At 69.6% G+C, this 16,728-nt stretch carries 12 protein-coding genes; 3 read left to right on the forward strand and 9 right to left on the reverse strand.

The annotated features are described in order from the left end of the window. Positions 1–13 precede the first annotated feature (13 nt). Positions 14–1,546, forward strand: a complete 1,533-nt coding sequence (locus tag AB3M34_RS14880; protein WP_370615027.1) for a hypothetical protein — start codon at positions 14–16, stop codon at positions 1,544–1,546. Between the two features lie 52 nt (positions 1,547–1,598). Here AB3M34_RS14880 and AB3M34_RS14885 read toward each other — a convergent pair whose 3' ends face one another. From AB3M34_RS14885 to AB3M34_RS14925, 9 genes are all read right to left on the reverse strand, one after another. Continuing rightward, positions 1,599–5,195, reverse strand: coding sequence for an error-prone DNA polymerase (locus tag AB3M34_RS14885; RefSeq protein ID WP_370615029.1), 3,597 nt, complete (start codon positions 5,193–5,195; stop codon positions 1,599–1,601). 60 nt (positions 5,196–5,255) lie between these two features. Then, positions 5,256–6,803 (reverse strand): DNA polymerase Y family protein, encoded by a 1,548-nt coding sequence (locus AB3M34_RS14890; RefSeq protein ID WP_370615031.1) that lies wholly within the window; start codon positions 6,801–6,803, stop codon positions 5,256–5,258. Then, positions 6,803–7,534, reverse strand: coding sequence for a hypothetical protein (locus AB3M34_RS14895; protein WP_370615032.1), 732 nt, complete (start codon positions 7,532–7,534; stop codon positions 6,803–6,805). The genes AB3M34_RS14890 and AB3M34_RS14895 overlap by 1 nt, the downstream gene beginning before the upstream one ends. Positions 7,535–7,651: 117 nt before the next feature. Beyond that, positions 7,652–9,358, reverse strand: coding sequence for a dipeptide ABC transporter ATP-binding protein (locus tag AB3M34_RS14900; protein WP_370615033.1), 1,707 nt, complete (start codon positions 9,356–9,358; stop codon positions 7,652–7,654). Further along, positions 9,355–10,329 carry an ABC transporter permease gene (locus tag AB3M34_RS14905; RefSeq protein ID WP_370615035.1) on the reverse strand — a complete coding sequence of 325 codons (975 nt, stop codon included), beginning with the start codon at positions 10,327–10,329 and terminating at the stop codon, positions 9,355–9,357. Before AB3M34_RS14905 ends, AB3M34_RS14900 begins: the two co-directional genes overlap by 4 nt. Continuing rightward, a complete protein-coding gene (locus AB3M34_RS14910; RefSeq protein WP_370615036.1) occupies positions 10,322–11,248 on the reverse strand; it encodes an ABC transporter permease in 927 nt (308 codons plus the stop codon). Before AB3M34_RS14910 ends, AB3M34_RS14905 begins: the two co-directional genes overlap by 8 nt. Before the next feature lie 135 nt (positions 11,249–11,383). Continuing rightward, positions 11,384–12,979, reverse strand: a complete 1,596-nt coding sequence (locus AB3M34_RS14915; protein ID WP_370615037.1) for a peptide ABC transporter substrate-binding protein — start codon at positions 12,977–12,979, stop codon at positions 11,384–11,386. Between the two features lie 346 nt (positions 12,980–13,325). Next, positions 13,326–14,282, reverse strand: coding sequence for an electron transfer flavoprotein subunit alpha/FixB family protein (locus AB3M34_RS14920; RefSeq protein ID WP_370615039.1), 957 nt, complete (start codon positions 14,280–14,282; stop codon positions 13,326–13,328). A gap of 13 nt (positions 14,283–14,295) precedes the next feature. Beyond that, on the reverse strand, positions 14,296–15,075 hold the full coding sequence (locus tag AB3M34_RS14925) for an electron transfer flavoprotein subunit beta/FixA family protein (protein ID WP_370615041.1): 780 nt from the start codon (positions 15,073–15,075) through the stop codon (positions 14,296–14,298). 342 nt (positions 15,076–15,417) lie between these two features. On the opposite strand from AB3M34_RS14925, the gene AB3M34_RS14930 reads away from it, so the two are divergent. Both AB3M34_RS14930 and AB3M34_RS14935 read left to right on the forward strand, forming a co-directional pair. Then, positions 15,418–15,912: a DUF6069 family protein gene (locus tag AB3M34_RS14930; protein ID WP_370615043.1), complete on the forward strand. Its 495-nt coding sequence runs from the start codon at positions 15,418–15,420 to the stop codon at positions 15,910–15,912. Positions 15,913–15,942: 30 nt separating this feature from the next. Further along, positions 15,943–16,701 carry a class I SAM-dependent methyltransferase gene (locus AB3M34_RS14935; protein ID WP_370615045.1) on the forward strand — a complete coding sequence of 253 codons (759 nt, stop codon included), beginning with the start codon at positions 15,943–15,945 and terminating at the stop codon, positions 16,699–16,701. Positions 16,702–16,728: the final 27 nt, after the last annotated feature.

Consider the following 16,728-nt stretch of genomic DNA (forward strand, 5'->3'; position numbering starts at 1 on the left):
TAGCGTCGCACACATGTTCGACGGCCACCCTGCTCCTCTTCTCGCCGACCTGCTCTCGCGGGCCGGCCAGGTGGTCGTCGACGCCCAGTCGCGGCTGGCGGACGCGTCCGCCGCCGACCTGGCTGCGGGCGCTCAAGAGGTCGAGGTCATCGCGGCTTGCGAGCGCGTCCGACACATGGTCGATGCTCTTCAGCTGGACTCGATCGCGGCGCTCGACGCTCGCCGCCGCATCACTCACGCGGCCGCCGACCCGACCGATCCCGTCGCTGTCGACCGGGCGTCGCGCGCCGTCGAGCGCTCGGTCCGCGCGGAGGTTTCGATGGCCCGCGGCGTCTCCACCGAGGCGGCGCAGCGCAGCCACGACCTCGCCCGCGCCCTCCGCGATCACCCGCGTACTCGTGACCTGCTCACGTCCGGCGTGATCAGTACGGCGGTGGCCCGGGCAGTCTGCAGGGAGACCTCCGCGCTGCCGCCAATCCTCCGAAGGACGGTCGATGCGGACCTCGGCGGCGTCTTGCCCGACCTCACCCTGCGCGAGGCCGGCGGAGAGGCACGCCGGATCGCGCTCGCCCTCGACCCCGAGGGCGCCGAGGTGCGCGCCGAGCGGGCGCGGGCCAAGCGTTCGGTGAGGCTGCGCCGCAACGCCGACGCGATGGCCACGCTCAGCGTGTACGGGCCGGCCGAGCAGGTGGTCGCCGCCTGGAACCACCTTGCGCGTCGGACGCTGACCGACCAGGCCACGGGGCGAGCCGCCGGACGCGGGAGTCGACAGATCACCTGCGACCTTGCGCTCGCGGCGTTGCGCGCCGATCGGGATTCGGTCGCACCGAGTGGTTCGCCGGGTGTCTCGAGCCCGTCAGCTGAGATCGGTCTGTTGATGCGACCGGAGGTGCTTTTCGGCGCAGAGGACACTCCAGCGGTGCTGGAGGGCTACGGACCGATCCCGGCCGGCCTCGCCCGACGGATCGCGACCGATGCCGCCGAGGTCGAGCAGGCGTGGGTGCGGCGACTCTTCACCACGCCGACCGGTGACCGCGTGACTGGCGTCGACAGTCGTCGGCGCCGATTCCCGGCCGGCCTCGCCCGGATGGTCCGGGCAGCGGACGACACCTGTCTCCGACCCTCCTGCGATGAGCAAGTCCGCGATCTCGACCACCTTCAGTCCCATGCGCGGGGCGGCACCAGCACGGCCGACAACGCTGGCGGTGCGTGTCAGTCCGACAACCTCGTCAAGGAGATGCGTGGCTGGAGCGTCACGCCGATCACCGGTGATGGTGCACCGGGTCGGGCCGATGACGGCGCGATCGGCAGCGACAGCGTCCGCGAGACGAGCGCCGGCGCTTCACCCGCGCCTCAGACCTCCGACCCCCGCCTTGCTGAGGGCGTGCGCTGGCGAACGCCGACCGGTCACACCTATGCGACCCGCCGCGCTGGTCCGGCCGGGCGCGGCCCTGCCCGCACGGTCCCGCGGGGACGAGGCGTCCACGCGTCCGCATCACCGCTCGAAGCCCACCTCGCTCATCTCGTCGGTCGGCTTCGCCAATGACGCTCGCACCGACTCGATCTCGTGCCAGGCTCTGCCCTCACCGGCTCTGCCCTCACCGGAAGTCGCGCGAGGCCGTCCGCATCGTGATCGGCAGGCGTTCGAGCCGGTCGGCGTGAAGGTTGATCGCGCCGTCACGTCGTTCGACGATCCCCCGGACCACCAAGGCGCTGGAGTCACGGGCGATCCGGCGATAGCGGGCCCACAGTCCTGCCGTGCAGATGACGTTGAGCATCCCCGTCTCGTCCTCGAGGTTGAGGAAGGTGACTCCGCCCGCGGTGGCGGGACGCTGCCGGTGTGTGACAAGGCCTGCGGCCTCGATGCGTCGACCCGGCTCCACGTCAGCCAGGTCGGACACCCGCAGCACACCGCGTACGCCCATCGCCGGACGCATGTGGTCCATCGGGTGGCTGTCGGGAGCGATCGCCGTCGCCCACAGGTCCGCCATGGTGGTCTCGGCCTCGCTCATCCCCGGCAGCGTCGGTGCGGCGCCGAGCACCGCAGTGCCCTCGAGCTGGTCCGGGCTCTCCTGGGCCGCGGGACCCGCCGCCCACAGCGCCTGCCGCCGCGACAACCCGAATCCTTCGAACGCACCCGCCGTCGCAAGCGCCTCCATCTGCGCCGGGGTCAGCGAGACGCGGCGGGTGAGGTCGGTCATCGACGTGTACGGCCCGCGGCGTGCGCGTTCGGCGACGATCCGTTCGGCCGCGTCCTCTCCCACCGAGGTCACCGAGGCCAGCCCGAGGCGTACGACGAACCGTCCGTCACGCCGGTGCCACGCGTGGTCGAACGGGATGCTCGCGTCGAACGGGCCGACGGGCGGCTGGTCCGGGTCGAGGCAGGCGTCGTGACCGGTGGTCGAGTGGCTCGAGGGGCCACTCGCGAGCGGTTCGAGGTCCGTCTCGTCGAGCAGGTCCGCGCTCGCGAGCGGTTCGAGGTCCGCGCTCGCGCCTGAGCGGTTCACGTCCGGGCGAAGCACCTCCACACCGTGGCGCCGCGCGTCGGAGACCAGGCTCGCCGGCGAGTAGAACCCCATCGGTTGCGCCCGCAGCAGCCCCGCGAGGAATGCCCCCGGATAGTGCAGCCGCAGCCATGTGCTCGCGTAGACGATCAGCGCGAAGCTGATCGAGTGCGACTCGGCGAACCCGAAGCTCGCGAAGGCCTCGATCCGCAGATAGATCTCGTCGGCCAGGTCACCGGTGATGCCGTGCGCGGCCATCCCCGCGTACAGCGTCGCGCGCAGCCGCTCGATCTTCTCGACCCCACGCTTGGACCCCATCGCGCGACGCAGCAGGTCGGCTTCGTCACCGGTGCAGCCACCGACCTGCATGGCGATCTGCATCAGCTGCTCCTGGAACAGCGGCACTCCGAGGGTCCGCTCCAGCACCGGCTTCAGCACGGGGTGCAGGTAGGTGATCTTCTCTTCCCCCGTGCGTCGGCGGATGAACGGATGCACCGCGCCGCCCTGGATCGGCCCGGGCCGGATCAGGGCGATCTCGCACACCAGGTCGTAGAAGCGCCGTGGCTTCAGGCGCGGCAACGTGCCGATCTGCGCGCGGCTCTCCACCTGGAACACGCCGACCGAGTCGCCACGGCACAGCTGGTCGTAGACGCCGGCTTCCTCCTTCGGGATCGACGCCAGGTCCCACCGCTCACCGGTGTGCTCGGCGACGATGTCGAACGTGTGCTGGATCGCACCGAGCATGCCCAGTCCGAGCAGGTCGAACTTCACCAACCCCATCCACGCGCAGTCGTCCTTGTCCCACTGCAGGACGGTGCGGTCCTCCATGCGGGCGTGTTCGATCGGGCACACCTCCCCCACCGGCCGGTCGGTGAGCACCATGCCGCCGGAGTGGATCCCGAGGTGGCGCGGCGCCTTGAGGAGCTGCTCGGCCAGGTCGAGCACCGGCTCGGGCACGTCCTCGGTCGCCTCGTCACGGGGCAGGCTGCTCCAGCGGTCGATCTGCTTGGACCACGCGTCCTGCTGCCCCTGCGAGTAGCCGAGTGCCTTGGCCATGTCGCGGACGGCGGACTTCGGACGGTACGAGATGACGTTGGCGACCTGCGCCGCGTTGTGGCGGCCGTACTGCGCGTACACCCACTGGATCACCTCCTCGCGCCGATCGGAGTCGAAGTCGACGTCGATGTCCGGCTCCTCGTCACGGGTCGCCGACAGGAACCGCTCGAACGGGAGGTCGAACTTCACCGAGTCGACTGCGGTGATCCCGAGCGCGTAGCAGACCGCAGAGTTTGCGGCCGAGCCTCGCCCCTGGCACAGGATCCCGCGGGACTTCGCGTACGCGACGATGTCGTGGACGATCAGGAAGTAGCCGGGGAAGTCCAGCTCCTCGATCACCGCGAGCTCGCGCTCGAGGCGTTCATAGGTGCTCGACGGCGCATCACGGTAGACTTGGGCGGCACCCTTCCGTACGAGCTCGCGCAGCCACGACATCGGCGTGTGTCCGTCGGGGACCTTCTGCTTCGGCAGCCGCGGCCGCGCTCGGCGCAGCTCGAACGCGAGGTCGGCAGCCACCTCGACGGTCCGCTCGACCGCTCCTGGATAGCGGGCGAACAGACGCGCCATCTCGGCTCCTGAGCGCAGGTACGGCGGGCCTGCCGCGGGCAGCCAACCGTCCATCGCATCGAGGCTCCGGCGCGCACGGACCGCGGCCACGGCACCCGCCAGCCGCCGGTCGGCGGGAGTCGCCGCGTGCACGTTGCCCGTCGCGACAGTAGGGAGGTGGAGCCGAGACGCGATCGCGGCGAGCGCGTCGTTGCGGACCGAGTCGTACGGGTCTCCATGGTCGGTCAGCTCGACCACGACGTTGCCGCTGCCGAACCGGTCGAGGAGCGCACGAACCTCCTTCTCCGCGGCAGCGTCGTCGACCTCGGTACCGGACCGACCCACCAGCGCCTGGCGTACGGCGCCCTTGCGGCATCCCGTCAGCACCATCGCGTGCTCCCCGAGCCGATCGGCGAGGTCGTCGAGGTCGTACGCCGGGCGTCCCTTCTCGCCACCGGCCAGGTGAGCGTCGGTGAGCGCGCCGGAGAGACGGTGATAGCCCTCTTGGCGGCGTGCGAGCACCAAAAGGTGCGTGCCCTCGGGGTCGGCGCTGGCCTGCCGAGGGCGTGCCTGTCGCGCTGCGCCCTGACCTGATGGGACCTGACCTGGTGAGCCCCGACCTGATGCGCCCGGACCTGATGCGCCCGGACCTGATGCGCCCTGACCTGATGCGCCCTGGCCGGGTTCGGCGGGTGCCAGTGACAGCTCCGTCCCGAACACCGTCGGCAAGCCGTGCATCGCGGCCGCCTCCGCCATCCGCACCACACCGTAGAAGCCGTCGTGGTCGGTCAGCGCCAACCCGGTCAGCCGCAGACGCACCGCCTCCTCGACCAACGCCTCCGGGCTGCTCGCGCCGTCGAGGAAGCTGAAGTCGGAGTGTGCGTGCAGCTCCGCGTACGGGACGTAGGGCTCGTCCGGCCCGGCCGCCTCGGGGCCGCCCGCCGTCGGCGGCTCGTACGGACCACGCTTGCGCGAGAACGCCGGCCCGTCACCGCCGTCGGGCTTGTCGAACTGCTCCTCGGGCAGCAGCCGACCCGACAGCCGGCGCTCGAGCTCCGACCACGGCATGTCCGGGTTGTTGAACCCCATCAGCCGGCTCCACGCATCAGTCGGCGCATCAGCGGGCTCCGCACATCAGTCGGCTCCGCATCAGTCATACCTCGCTTCCACGCACCAGACGCCGTCGCTCACCCGGAGCAGCCACGCGCTCCCGTCGACGCCGACGACCTGAAAACGTGCCGCACGTGACGCATGCTCGGCGTCCCACCACCGCTCGTCGACCGGCCACGGGCCTGCCCACGCGGCGACGGGCTGCAGGCCTGTGCCCGAAGAATCCGTGACTCCGAACTGCGCCGGCGCCGCCGTCACCATCCCCCGGGCGCTCACCATCACGGGCTGCCCCGAGGCCCCGACCACCCGGGTGGGCCGCGGCGGGTCGTACACCGTGGCAGGCGCAGGCGCAGGCAGGCTCCCCGGCCACGGCGGTGCCACCGCCCGGTCCGGGACGAGCGGGTCTCCCCACGGCACCAGCGTCCGCCGGTCGGCCGGACCACGACCACCCCCGACGACGGCCGACACCACGGCGTCGCGTCCGAGGATGCTCTGCACCTTCGACGCCGCACGATGGACACGCGCATCGGGTCCGCTCCCCCACAGCCCCTCGGCGTGGTCCGTCACCGGGGCCACGTCGGCCGGCACCAGCTTCACCCCGCTCACCGGTGCTGCCACCGCTGACGAGGCTCCTGCCTGGAGCTGCCAGCGGACGCGGTCGACGAGATCGCCGGCGTCGAACCAGCGCGGATGCAGCCACTGCCGCTCCGAGGTCTCCCCCCGGTCGGTGTGCACCTCCACCCAGACGCTGGTGCAGACCAGCTGCCGCTCGGCGATGTCGGAGACGAACGCCTCGGCCGTCCGACGGACGCTGAACGCGACCGCCTCGGCGTCCTCCAACGGCGGCTCGAACGTCACCTCGCGCTCGAGGTCGGAGGGAGGTCGACGGGCCGCGAAAGGCCGGTCGTCGACACCGCGGGCGAGCCGGTGCGCGAGAGCGCCGTCCGGCCCGAACCGGGTCAGGACGTCTGCGGAGCGCAGTGCCGCGAACGCCCCGAGAGTGCGGAGCCCGAGCCGTTGCAGAAGGCTCACCAGCTCAGGCCTGTCGAGGACTCCCACCGGCAGGTCAGCGAGGAAGGCGGCGGACTCCCCGGGCGGCACCACGACGCTGTCCTGGGCGAGCGCCTGCCGCGCAGCCTGCTCCGCGGCGAAGACCGCGTCGGCGATGCCGAACCGGACGTCGTCGACGCCGTGCCCCACCAGGCACTCCGCGAGCACGGCAGCCGCGTGCTGCTCACCGCCGAAGTAGCGTCCCGGACCTGCCACGCGTACGGCGCAGGTGCCGGGACGCAAGGGCTGTACCCCGGGCGCGATCTCCTCGATCGACGCGAGGATCGGCTCGAACGCGCGTACGTCCAGACCCGGGTCGTAGTCGAGCGTCACCAGGTCGGGGCAGCGCGCCTGCGCGTCACGCATCCGCTGACCACGGCGTACGCCCTCGGCGCGCGCCGACATGGAGCACGCCCGCACCTCGCCGTGCTCGAACAGGGCGACCGGTGCACCCCGTGGGAGGTCGATGCCGGCAGCGGTGTGGCGTACTGCTCGAACCGGCCAGTCGGGGCACCACACCACGAGCGTGCGTGCCATCAGCTCGCCATCCCGTAGTCGGTCGCGGGCACAGCATCGAGGGGCACAGCATCGAGGGACACAGCATCGAGGGGTACGGGGCTCGTGGGCACGGGGCTCGCGGGCACGGCGTCGAAAGCTGGTTCGACGCTCGCGTCCAGCCACAGGTGGGTCCGGTGCGGCCGCCCCCAGCGTCCCGTCGCGGTGACCGTGACGTGACGTCGTCCCAGGTGCCCGTGCCCCGCGCCCACGCCCGTCCAGGAGCTCTCGGTGACCTCGAGGCGCCCCGCAGGACGTGGCCACGCACCGGCGTGCGGTGTCAGGGCGAGCAGCGTGGTCGCGTGCTGGCGTAGCCGAGCCACGATCCGCTGTGCCTCGACGTCGCGGACGGTCAGCGGCGGGCGTACGACGATCGCGTCCGTGACGTCTGCGAGCGTGCTGACCACGTGCGGCCAGTGCTCTCCGGGCGCAGGCACGAGCATGGTCCGGTCGAGGGCGACACCGAACGCCTCGGCAGCCTCTGCTCCCATCTCGGGCACGCCGACCACGGCGCACCAGGCCCCCTCCGAAGAAGGTCCGGCCGCCAGGGCAAGGGCGAGGGCGAGGGACCCGGTCACCTCGTACGCGGCGCCGCGCAGCAGCCCACCGGGGACTATCCGGTCCAGTGCGGGCAACGCAGGGAGCCGGTCCCGCGCGGGGGTCGAGCCCTCCATCGCGCGTACCTGAGCAGCCAACTGGTCGAGAAGCGTCACTCCTCAATGTTCGAACACATGTTCGACAGAGTCAACTGGGAGCCGACCCTCGAGACAGCGGTGCCCCCGCCGTCACTCCCGCACAGCGGGGTGGCGGCGAGGGCACCGGCTCAGCGTTCAGGCAGAGGCGAGCAGATCCCGCCCCGGGATGGCGTCGAGCAGCTTGCGTGTGTAGCTCTGACGCGGATCGTCGAACACCTCGTTGACGCTCGCGGCCTCCACGATCTTGCCGTTCTGCATCACCAGCACGTCGTCGGCGATCTGGCGGACCACCGCGAGGTCGTGCGTGATGAACAGGTAGCTCAGACCCATCTCGGCCTGGAGATCGTTGAGCAGCTCCAGGATCTGGGCCTGGACCAGCACGTCGAGCGCAGAGACCGCCTCGTCGAGGACCACGACCTCCGGCTCGAGCGCCAGAGCACGCGCGATCGCGACACGCTGACGCTGACCACCGGACAGCTCGTTGGGGTAGCGCCGCATGAGCGACGTGGGCAACGAGACCTTCTCGAGCAGGTCACGGACCTTGGCCTCGCGCTCCTCCGCCGACCCGATCCCGTGGGTCGACAGCGGCTCCTCGATGGACTTGTAGATCGAGTACATCGGGTCCAGCGACGCGTACGGGTTCTGGAACACCGGCTGCATCTGTCGACGCAGCGCCATCTGACGCTTGCCCTTCAGCTGCGAGGTGTCGTACCCGTCGAACAGGACAGTGCCCTCGGTGGGCTGGAGCAGCCCGAGGACCATCCTCGCCACCGTGGACTTGCCCGAACCGGACTCCCCCACGATCGCCGTGGTGGTGCCACGAGGCAGCGTGAACGTCACGTCGTCGACCGCACGCAGCTCGGTCTTGCGCCACGGACGGTCGCCCGGAAGGTTGAACACCTTCGTCAGGCCCTCGACGACGATGATCTCGTTCTCGCCCTTGCCGACGACACCCTTCGCGGTCGCCACCTCGGCCGCGATCTCGCCTGCGGTCTGCACCGCCTGCTCGCGGACCTCCTCGCGCGCCTTGACCGACGAGAGCCGCTGCGAGGCGATCGACGGAGCCGACGACACGAGCCGCTTCGTGTACGGGTGCTCGGGGTTCTTGAGGATCTCGAGCGCCGGTCCGGACTCGACGACCGAGCCGCGGTACATCACCACGATGTGGTCGGCACGCTCGGCGGCGAGGCCGAGGTCGTGCGTGATCAGCAGGACGGCCGTGCCCAGCTCGTCGGTCAGCCCGTCGAGGTGGTCGAGGATCTGCTTCTGCACCGTCACGTCGAGCGCCGACGTGGGCTCGTCGGCGATGAGCAGCTTCGGACGGGCCGCCAGTCCCATCGCGATGAGAGCACGCTGACGCATGCCGCCCGAGAACTCGTGAGGATACTGGCGCGCGCGACGATCGACGTCGCTCAGGCCGGCCTCCGTGAGGAGCGCGAGCACCGCGCGGTCGGCGTCCTTGCCCTTGGCGATGTCGTTGGCGATCAGGGCTTCCTTGATCTGGTCCCCGACTCGCCACAGCGGGTTCAGGTTGGTCATCGGGTCCTGCGGGACGAGACCGATCTGGTCGCCGCGCAGGGCCACGAAGTCCTTCTTGCTCGACGTCGCGATGTTCTTGCCGTCGAACAGGATCTCTCCGCCGGTGACCTTGCCGGTGCCGGGGAGCAGGCCGATGATCGCGTGCGCGGTCGTCGACTTGCCCGACCCCGACTCGCCCACGATGGCGACCGTCTGACCGGGGTAGACGGTCAGGTTCGCGGCACGGACTGCCGGGACGGCCTTCTTGTCGGAGTAGAAGGCGACATCGAGGTCACGGACCTCGAGGAGTGGCTGCTGGCTCATCGCTTCCTCTCCTTCGGGTCGAGCGCATCGCGGACGGCATCACCGAGCAGGATGAAGCTGAGCACGGTGAGGACCAGTGCGGTCACCGGGACGAACATGACGTTGAGCGAGGTGCCCGAACGGACGAGCTCCTGCGCCGAGCTGATGTCGTTGCCCCAGGAGATCACCGAGAACGGCAGACCGAGTCCCAGGAACGACAGCGTCGCCTCCGCGACGATGAAGATGCCGAGCGACACGGTCGAGGTGACGATCACCGGCGAGAGTGCGTTGGGCACGATGTGGCGCCACAGGTTGCGCTGGTTCGTCGCACCGATCGCTCGCGCCGCGTCCACGAACTCGTAGTTCTTCACCTCGAGGACGGAGCCGCGCATGATGCGGGTGATCTGCGGCCAGCCGAACAGGCCCAGCGCGGCGACGACCGCGAGGACGCCGCCCCAGAAGCCGCGGTCCGGGAACCAGTTGTTGACGGCCGAGAGGCAGACGATCGCGGCGAGCAGCAGCGGGATCGCGAAGAAGATGTCGCTGATACGAGAGATGAACGTGTCCGACAGACCGCCCTTGAAGCCGGCGAAAGCACCGGTGAGGCCACCGAGCCCCGCCACGACGAGCGTGGTCAGCACGCCGACGGCGACCGAGGCACGCGCTCCGTACAGGGTCCGTGCCCACACGTCGCAGCCCTGCTTGTCGTAACCGAACGGATGACCGGACTCGGCCGGGCTCAGGCTGTTGCTCAGCTCGCAGAAGCGCGGGTCGGCGTTCGTGAACAGACCCGGGGCGATGATGACGATCGCGAGGATGGTCAGCAGCACCGACGACGCCCAGAACATCGGGTTCCTGCGGAGCTGCTTCCACGCCTCCTTCCACTGGCTGGCCGGCGCCTCGTCCACCTGGACGGAGTCGACCGCCGCGAGCGGGGTCTCGTCGATCGGGGCGACATAGCGCTCCTGCCCCGGGAGCGTGGGCTTAGGCATAACGGATCCTTGGGTCGAGCCAGGCGTAGAGCAGGTCGACGATCAGCGAGGTGAGCACGTAGACGAGCACCATGATCGTCACCACAGAGACGATCGTCGGTGTCTCGCCACGCTTGATCGCGTTGAAGGCGAGGTTGCCGATGCCCGGGATGTTGAAGATGCCCTCCGTCACGATCGCGCCGGCCATGAGCGCGCCCAGGTCGGCGCCGAGGAAGGTCACCGTCGGGATGAGCGAGTTGCGCAGCACGTGCCGTCGCACCACGACGCCCTCCGACAGCCCCTTGGCGCGGGCAGTGCGTACGTGGTCGGCCGTGAGGTTGGCGGCGACCGAGGTCCTCGTCAGCCTCACGATGTACGCGAAGGAGACGAGGGCAAGGACTATCGCGGGCAGCAGCAGGTTGTAGAACGACGTGTTGCCGCCGACGGTCGGCGGGAACCAACCGAGCTTGACGCCGAAGATCAGCTGCATGACGAAGCCGAACACGAAGATCGGGACCGCGATCACGAGCAGCGACGTGACGAGCATCGTCGAGTCGAAGAGCTTGCCCTTGCGGAGGCCGGCGATCGTGCCGGCGACGATGCCCAGGACGGCCTCGATCACGAGGGCCATGAGGGCGAGCTTGATGGTGACCGGGAAGGCGTCGGCGACGAGGTCGCTGACGTCGCGTCCGGTGAACGACTGACCGAAGTCCAAGGTGATGGCGCCCTTGAGGAAGAGCAGCCACTGCATGAGGAAGGGTTCGTCGAAGTTGTACTGGGCCCGGACCTGTTCGATGACGGAGTCGGAGACGGGCTTGTCGCCGAAGATCGCACGAATCGGGTCACCAGGCCGGAGGAAGACGAGCGCATAGATCAGCAGCGTCGACCCGAGGATGACGGGGATCGTCTGCAAGATGCGCCGCGCGGCATACCACCACATCAGTGGCCTCCTACGGAATGGTTAAAAGGTATCAGGCCACTGACACCGATCGGGTGCCGTTGACCCGCGCAGGGTCACGCGGGGGCAGCGCCGTGGCGCTGACCCCGCGTGACCTGCATTGCGGTCGTGTGCGATCTACTTCGTGATGTTCTGGTAGATCGGCACGCCCTGCCAGTTGAACTTGACGTTCTCGACGCCGGTGGCAGCGGCGCCCGTCCCGTCGGTGTACCACATCGGCAGACCCGGCATGTCCTCCATGAGGATCGCCTGCGCGTCGACGAAGTCCTGGTAACGGTCCTCGTCGCTGGTCGCGCCGGCCGCCTTGGCCAGCGCCGCGTCGAACTCCGGGTTGGAGTAGTTGCCGTCGTTCGAAGCCGCGCCGGTGCCGTAGATCGGGCCGAGGTAGTTCGAGATCGACGGGTAGTCGGGCTGCCAGCCGGCGCGGAACAGGGCACCGGTCTTGTTGTTGTCACGGTCGTCGAGGAACTCGTCGAACGTGGCGTAGTACTTCGGCTCCGCGTCGATGCCCAGGGCGTTCTTGATCTGGTTCGACATCGCGTCGACGGAGGCCTTGTTGCCGGCACCGTCGGTGTTGGTCGCGATCAGGAGCTTCTTGTTGCCCCACGGCTCGATGGCCTCAGCCTCGGCCCAGCGCTTCTTGGCCTCGTCGGCGTTGAACTCGAGGACCTCGTTGCCCGGGATCTCGTCGGTCCAGCCCGGCATCGGCGGCGCGCTGAAGTCGCTCGCCGGGGTGCGGGTGCCGAAGAACAGCTTCTCGGTGAGCTCCTCGCGGTTGAGGGCCATCGAGAGCGCCTGGCGGCGGAGCTTGCCGGCCTCACCGGTGAAGCCCGGCAGGTCGCTCGGGAACTGGAACGCACCCAGGACGGAGCCCGGAGCGGTGATCGCCTGGACCGAGTCGTCGTCCTGGAAGGTCTGCAGCGCGCTGTCCGGGACGGTGTCCAGGACGTCGAGGTTGCCGGCCTGGACATCGGTGTAGGCGGCGTCGGTGTCGGTGTAGACCACGAAGGTCACGCCACCGTTCTGAGCCTTGCGAGCGCCGTCGTACTCCTCGTTCGGGACGAGGCGGAGCTCCTTGTTGTGCTCCCACGCGTCGAGCTTGTAGGGGCCGTTGCCGACCGGGGCCTCGCCGTAGGCCTTGATGTCGGCGAAGGCCGACTCAGGCAGCGGGTAGTAGGCCGAGTAGCCGAGACGCAGGGGGAAGTCCGACTCGGGCTGGTTCAGCTCGATCGTGAAGGTCTTGTCGTCGACGACCTTCAGACCCTCCATCGTCTTGACGGTCGGGTTCTCCTCCTGCACGGCCTCGTAACCCTTGATCGGGTAGTAGAAGTACGAGGCGTTCTGCGCGTTCGTGCTCAGGGCACCGTAGTTCCACGCGTCGACGAACGACTTGGCCGTGACCGGCGTGCCATCGCTGAAGGTCCAGTCCTTGAGCTTGACCGTCCAGAGCTGGTTGTCGTCAGAGGTGATCGAGTCAGCGACCTCGAGCTCCTGCGACCCGTCGTCCTTGTAGGTGATGAGGCCCGCGTAGAGGAGATCGATGACGTTGCCGCCGCCGACCTCGTTGGTGGCCTGAGGCACCAACGGGTTCTGAGGCTCGGTGGTACGAGCGGTGATGACGGCATCGGTCGAGCTGCTGCCCGAGTCGCTGTCGTCATCTCCCCCGCCGCCGCAGGCGGACAGTGTGAGTCCGATCGCTGCGAGCAGCGCCACGCCTCCAAGGCGAGTACGCCGGGAGAGTCGCATGGGAATCCTCCTGATTGTGTTGGGAACGCGCAGAAAAACTTCCGCGGACCCATGGTTGCTCGGGATCATCGACCAGAACAGGGTAGGGAGCAGACACTTACCGAAGTGTTACAACAACGCGGCCCTGTGATCGTGGAAGAGTTCTATCAGACCGCCTCAAATCAGACATCACGCGGGGCGTTCGAGCGCTGTGAGGTACTGGAATCACTGGCGAGGCGTAGTCACGGGCGCGTAGACGCAGAACCGCCACGCCTCCGGACCGGAGACGTGGCGATTCTGCGACGCACGAGGGCGCACGGGACCGATCTGCGCGTCAGCCCTTGCGCTTGTTGACCTCGTCGGTCGCCTGCGGGAGGACCTCCTTGAGGTCGCCGACGACGCCGAAGTCGACCAGCTCGAAGATGGGCGCCTCCTCGTCCTTGTTGACGGCGACGATCGTCTTGGAGGTCTGCATGCCGGCGCGGTGCTGGATCGCGCCGGAGATGCCGTTGGCGACGTACAGCTGCGGCGAGACGGTCTTGCCGGTCTGGCCGACCTGGAAGCTGTGCGGGTACCAGCCGGAGTCGACGGCGGCGCGCGAGGCGCCCACTGCCGCACCGAGCGAGTCGGCGAACGCCTCGACCTGCGAGAAGTCGCCGCCGGTGCCACGACCGCCCGAGACCACGATGGCGGCCTCGGTCAGCTCGGGACGCCCGGTGGCCGCACGCGGCTTGGAGTCGGTGATCTTCGCCGTCTTGGCGGCGTCGGAGACCGTCACCGAGACCGGTTCGAGAGCACCGGCGGCCGGCGACTCCTCGGGTGCGGCGGAGTTCGGCTTGACCGCAACGATCGGGGTGCCCTTGGTGACGGTCGCCTCGACGGTGAAGTTGCCGGCGAAGACCGACTGCGTGGTCTCCACGCCGTCGCTGCCCGCGCGGACGTCGACGGCGTCGGTGATCAGACCGGACTCGGTCTTGATCGCGAGACGGCCGGCGATCTCCTTGCCCTCCGCCGAGCTCGAGACGAGCACCGCGGCGGGCTGCTTGCTGGAGACGAGCTCGGCGAGGGCCTCGGCTTTGGGAGCGACGAGGAACTCGGTGAGCTCGGGGGCGTCGAGGACGTAGACCTTCTCCGCGCCGTACTGCGCGAGGTAGGCCTGCGCCGCGTCGGCGCCGGAGCCGATGTACACGGCGGAGGGGGTGCCGAGACGACGGGCGAGCGTCAGGAGCTCACCGGTGGTCTTGCGGACGGTGCCGTCGACGTGGTCGACGAGAACAAAAATCTCACTCATCTGTCGCTGCTCCTCAGACGAACTTCTTCGACGCGAGGAACTCGGCCAGCTTGACGCCGCCGTCTCCCTCGTCGGTGACGATCTCGCCGGCGCTGCGCGGCGGGCGCGGCGAGAACGAGAGGACCTTGGTCCAGGCGGCGTCGAGGCCGACCTCGGACGCATCGATGCCGAGGTCGGAGAGCGTGAGGTCCTCGACCGGCTTCTTCTTGGCCGCCATGATGCCCTTGAAGGACGGGTAGCGCGGCTCGCCGGACTGGTCGGTCACCGACACGACCGCGGGGGCGGTGGCGGTGATGGTCTCGGTCGCGACGTCGCCGTCACGACGCACGGTGACCGTGGACCCGTCGACGGTGATCTCGGAGCCGTAGGTGACTGCCGGGAGGCCGAGGCGCTCGGCGACCATGGTGGGGACGACGCCCATGGTGCCGTCGGTCGAGCTCATGCCGAAGAACACGAGGTCGTACTCGAGGGTGCCCAGGGCCTTGGCGAGGATGAGGGACGTCGCGACGGCGTCGGAGCCGGCGATGTCGTCGTCCTCGACGTGGACGCCCTTGTCGGCGCCCATCTGGAGAGCCTTGCGGACGGCGTCGGCAGCGTCGGCCGGGCCGACCGTCAGGACGGTCACCTCGCCGTCGTTCTCCTCCGCGACCTGCAGGGCCTGCTCGACGGCGTACTCGTCGAGCTCGGAGAGCAGTCCGTCGACGCCTTCGCGATCAACGGTGCTGTCCGACGAGTCAAAGGACCGGTCCGCCGTAGCGTCCGGTACGTACTTCACACAGACGACGATGTTCATGGCCTTCTCGGCCCCTCCTGTGGAATCGACTTCCGTACACGGCGCTCGCACGGGACGCGCGTCGCGGCAGCCGAGGGCGGCTGCGAGTGTGCCGGGATCGTGGACGATCCCGCTACCGCCACGTTACCGACAGGTAACCTTGCTGACGAGATCGAGACGGGTGGCGTGGGTCACACGGCTTCGCCGTCACACTCCCCGAGAGTAGGGCACGCCCCGAGACGCCTTCTCGCCCGGTCCGTTCTTCGGCCAACCGGTCATTACGGACGAGGCGGCCGCGACAGTCCTCGTCGGGGTCGCAGTCGCGGTAGCGTGACGGTCACCCGGCCCGCCAGGAGGCGCGTGATGTCGTACCAGCAACCCCCGATGGGACAGCCCGACCCTGACCGTCAGCCCGAGTCGGCTGCTCCGAGCGGCCTCTCGATCGATGCCGGCAAGCTGTGGGCCGGTGGCGTCGCGACCGCCGTCGTGGCCGGTCTGGCCGCCGTCGTCGGACTCCTCGTCTGTCGCGGCGTGTTCGAGATCGCGGTGCTCGTGCCGTCCGGCGGCGGCAAGTGGGACGTCGCCTCGACGATCCCCTACGCCGCGCTCGCGTTCGGCTGCGCACTCCTCGCCACTGCGCTGATGCACCTGCTGCTCCTGTCGACTCCGCGACCGCGGCTCTTCTTCGGCTGGATCATGACGCTCGTGACGGTGATCGTCGGGGTGCTGCCGTTCACGGTGGACCTCGAGCTCGAGGAGCAGATCGCGAGCGCCGCCGTCGGTGTGGTGATCGCCGTCGTGATCGCGTCCCTCGTCTCCGGTGTCGCGGACCGCGCGATCCGCAACCCGCAGGTCTGAGCGCGCGATCGGGCACCTACGCTTTCGGGCGTGAGCAGCACTGGCACGAGCGGCGACAGCGACGGCAAGCCGCAGATGGTCATCACCGGCGAGCGCACCGTGCCGGGCATCTGGCACGAGAACTACTGGTTCCGACGCCACGAGGTCGTGTACGAGTCGCTCCGTGACGTGGTGCGCGGTCGAGCGGTGCTCGAGGCCGGCTGCGGCGAGGGGTACGGCGCCGACCTGCTGAGCCACGACGCCGCGTCGCTGGTCGCGCTGGACTACGACGCGTACGCGACCGGCCACGTCCGCAGCGCCTACCCGGACGTGCCGGTCGTACGCGGCAACCTCGTCGCCCTCCCGTACGCCGACGCGTCCTTCGACGTCGTGGTGAGCCTGCAGACCGTCGAGCACCTGTGGGACCAGGACGCCTTCGTCGCCGAGTGCGCGCGGGTGCTCCGCCCCGGAGGCTCGCTCGTCGTCAGCACGCCCAACACGCTGACCTTCCCGCCGGGCAACATCTACCACCCCAAGGAGCTCGAGCCCGAGCAGCTGCACGACCTGGTCGCCGCGCACGCGACCGTCGCGAGCCTCGCCGGGCTGCACCACGGGGAGCGCCTCGCCGACTGGGAGGTCGAGCACGGCTCGCTCGTCGACGCGCAGATCGCCGGGCCGTACGAGCTGTGGCCGACGACGGTCGCCGACGCCGTCCGGTCGGTCACCGTCGACGACTTCGACCTGCGCGAGGGGGATGCCGACGACCTCGCGGCGTCGCTCGACCTGGTCGTCACCGCCGTCCGGGCGTAGCAGCGCCCACCCGATCAGCTCAGGGCA

It is taken from the genome of Mumia sp. Pv4-285, from assembly GCF_041320275.1.
GTDB lineage: Bacteria > Actinomycetota > Actinomycetes > Propionibacteriales > Nocardioidaceae > Mumia > Mumia qirimensis.

Bases quoted from the DNA above. Each gene is read 5' to 3' on its own strand.
- AB3M34_RS14905 (WP_370615035.1), bottom strand. From the start codon at position 10,329: ATGCCTAAGCCCACGCTCCCGGGGCAGGAGCGCTATGTCGCCCCGATC.
- AB3M34_RS14930 (WP_370615043.1), top strand. From the start codon at position 15,418: ATGTCGTACCAGCAACCCCCGATGGGACAGCCCGACCCTGACCGTCAG.
- AB3M34_RS14925 (WP_370615041.1), bottom strand. From the start codon at position 15,075: ATGAACATCGTCGTCTGTGTGAAGTACGTACCGGACGCTACGGCGGAC.
- AB3M34_RS14885 (WP_370615029.1), bottom strand. From the start codon at position 5,195: ATGGGGTTCAACAACCCGGACATGCCGTGGTCGGAGCTCGAGCGCCGG.
- AB3M34_RS14890 (WP_370615031.1), bottom strand. From the start codon at position 6,803: ATGGCACGCACGCTCGTGGTGTGGTGCCCCGACTGGCCGGTTCGAGCA.
- AB3M34_RS14900 (WP_370615033.1), bottom strand. From the start codon at position 9,358: ATGAGCCAGCAGCCACTCCTCGAGGTCCGTGACCTCGATGTCGCCTTC.
- AB3M34_RS14880 (WP_370615027.1), top strand. From the start codon at position 14: ATGTTCGACGGCCACCCTGCTCCTCTTCTCGCCGACCTGCTCTCGCGG.
- AB3M34_RS14920 (WP_370615039.1), bottom strand. From the start codon at position 14,282: ATGAGTGAGATTTTTGTTCTCGTCGACCACGTCGACGGCACCGTCCGC.
- AB3M34_RS14910 (WP_370615036.1), bottom strand. From the start codon at position 11,248: ATGTGGTGGTATGCCGCGCGGCGCATCTTGCAGACGATCCCCGTCATC.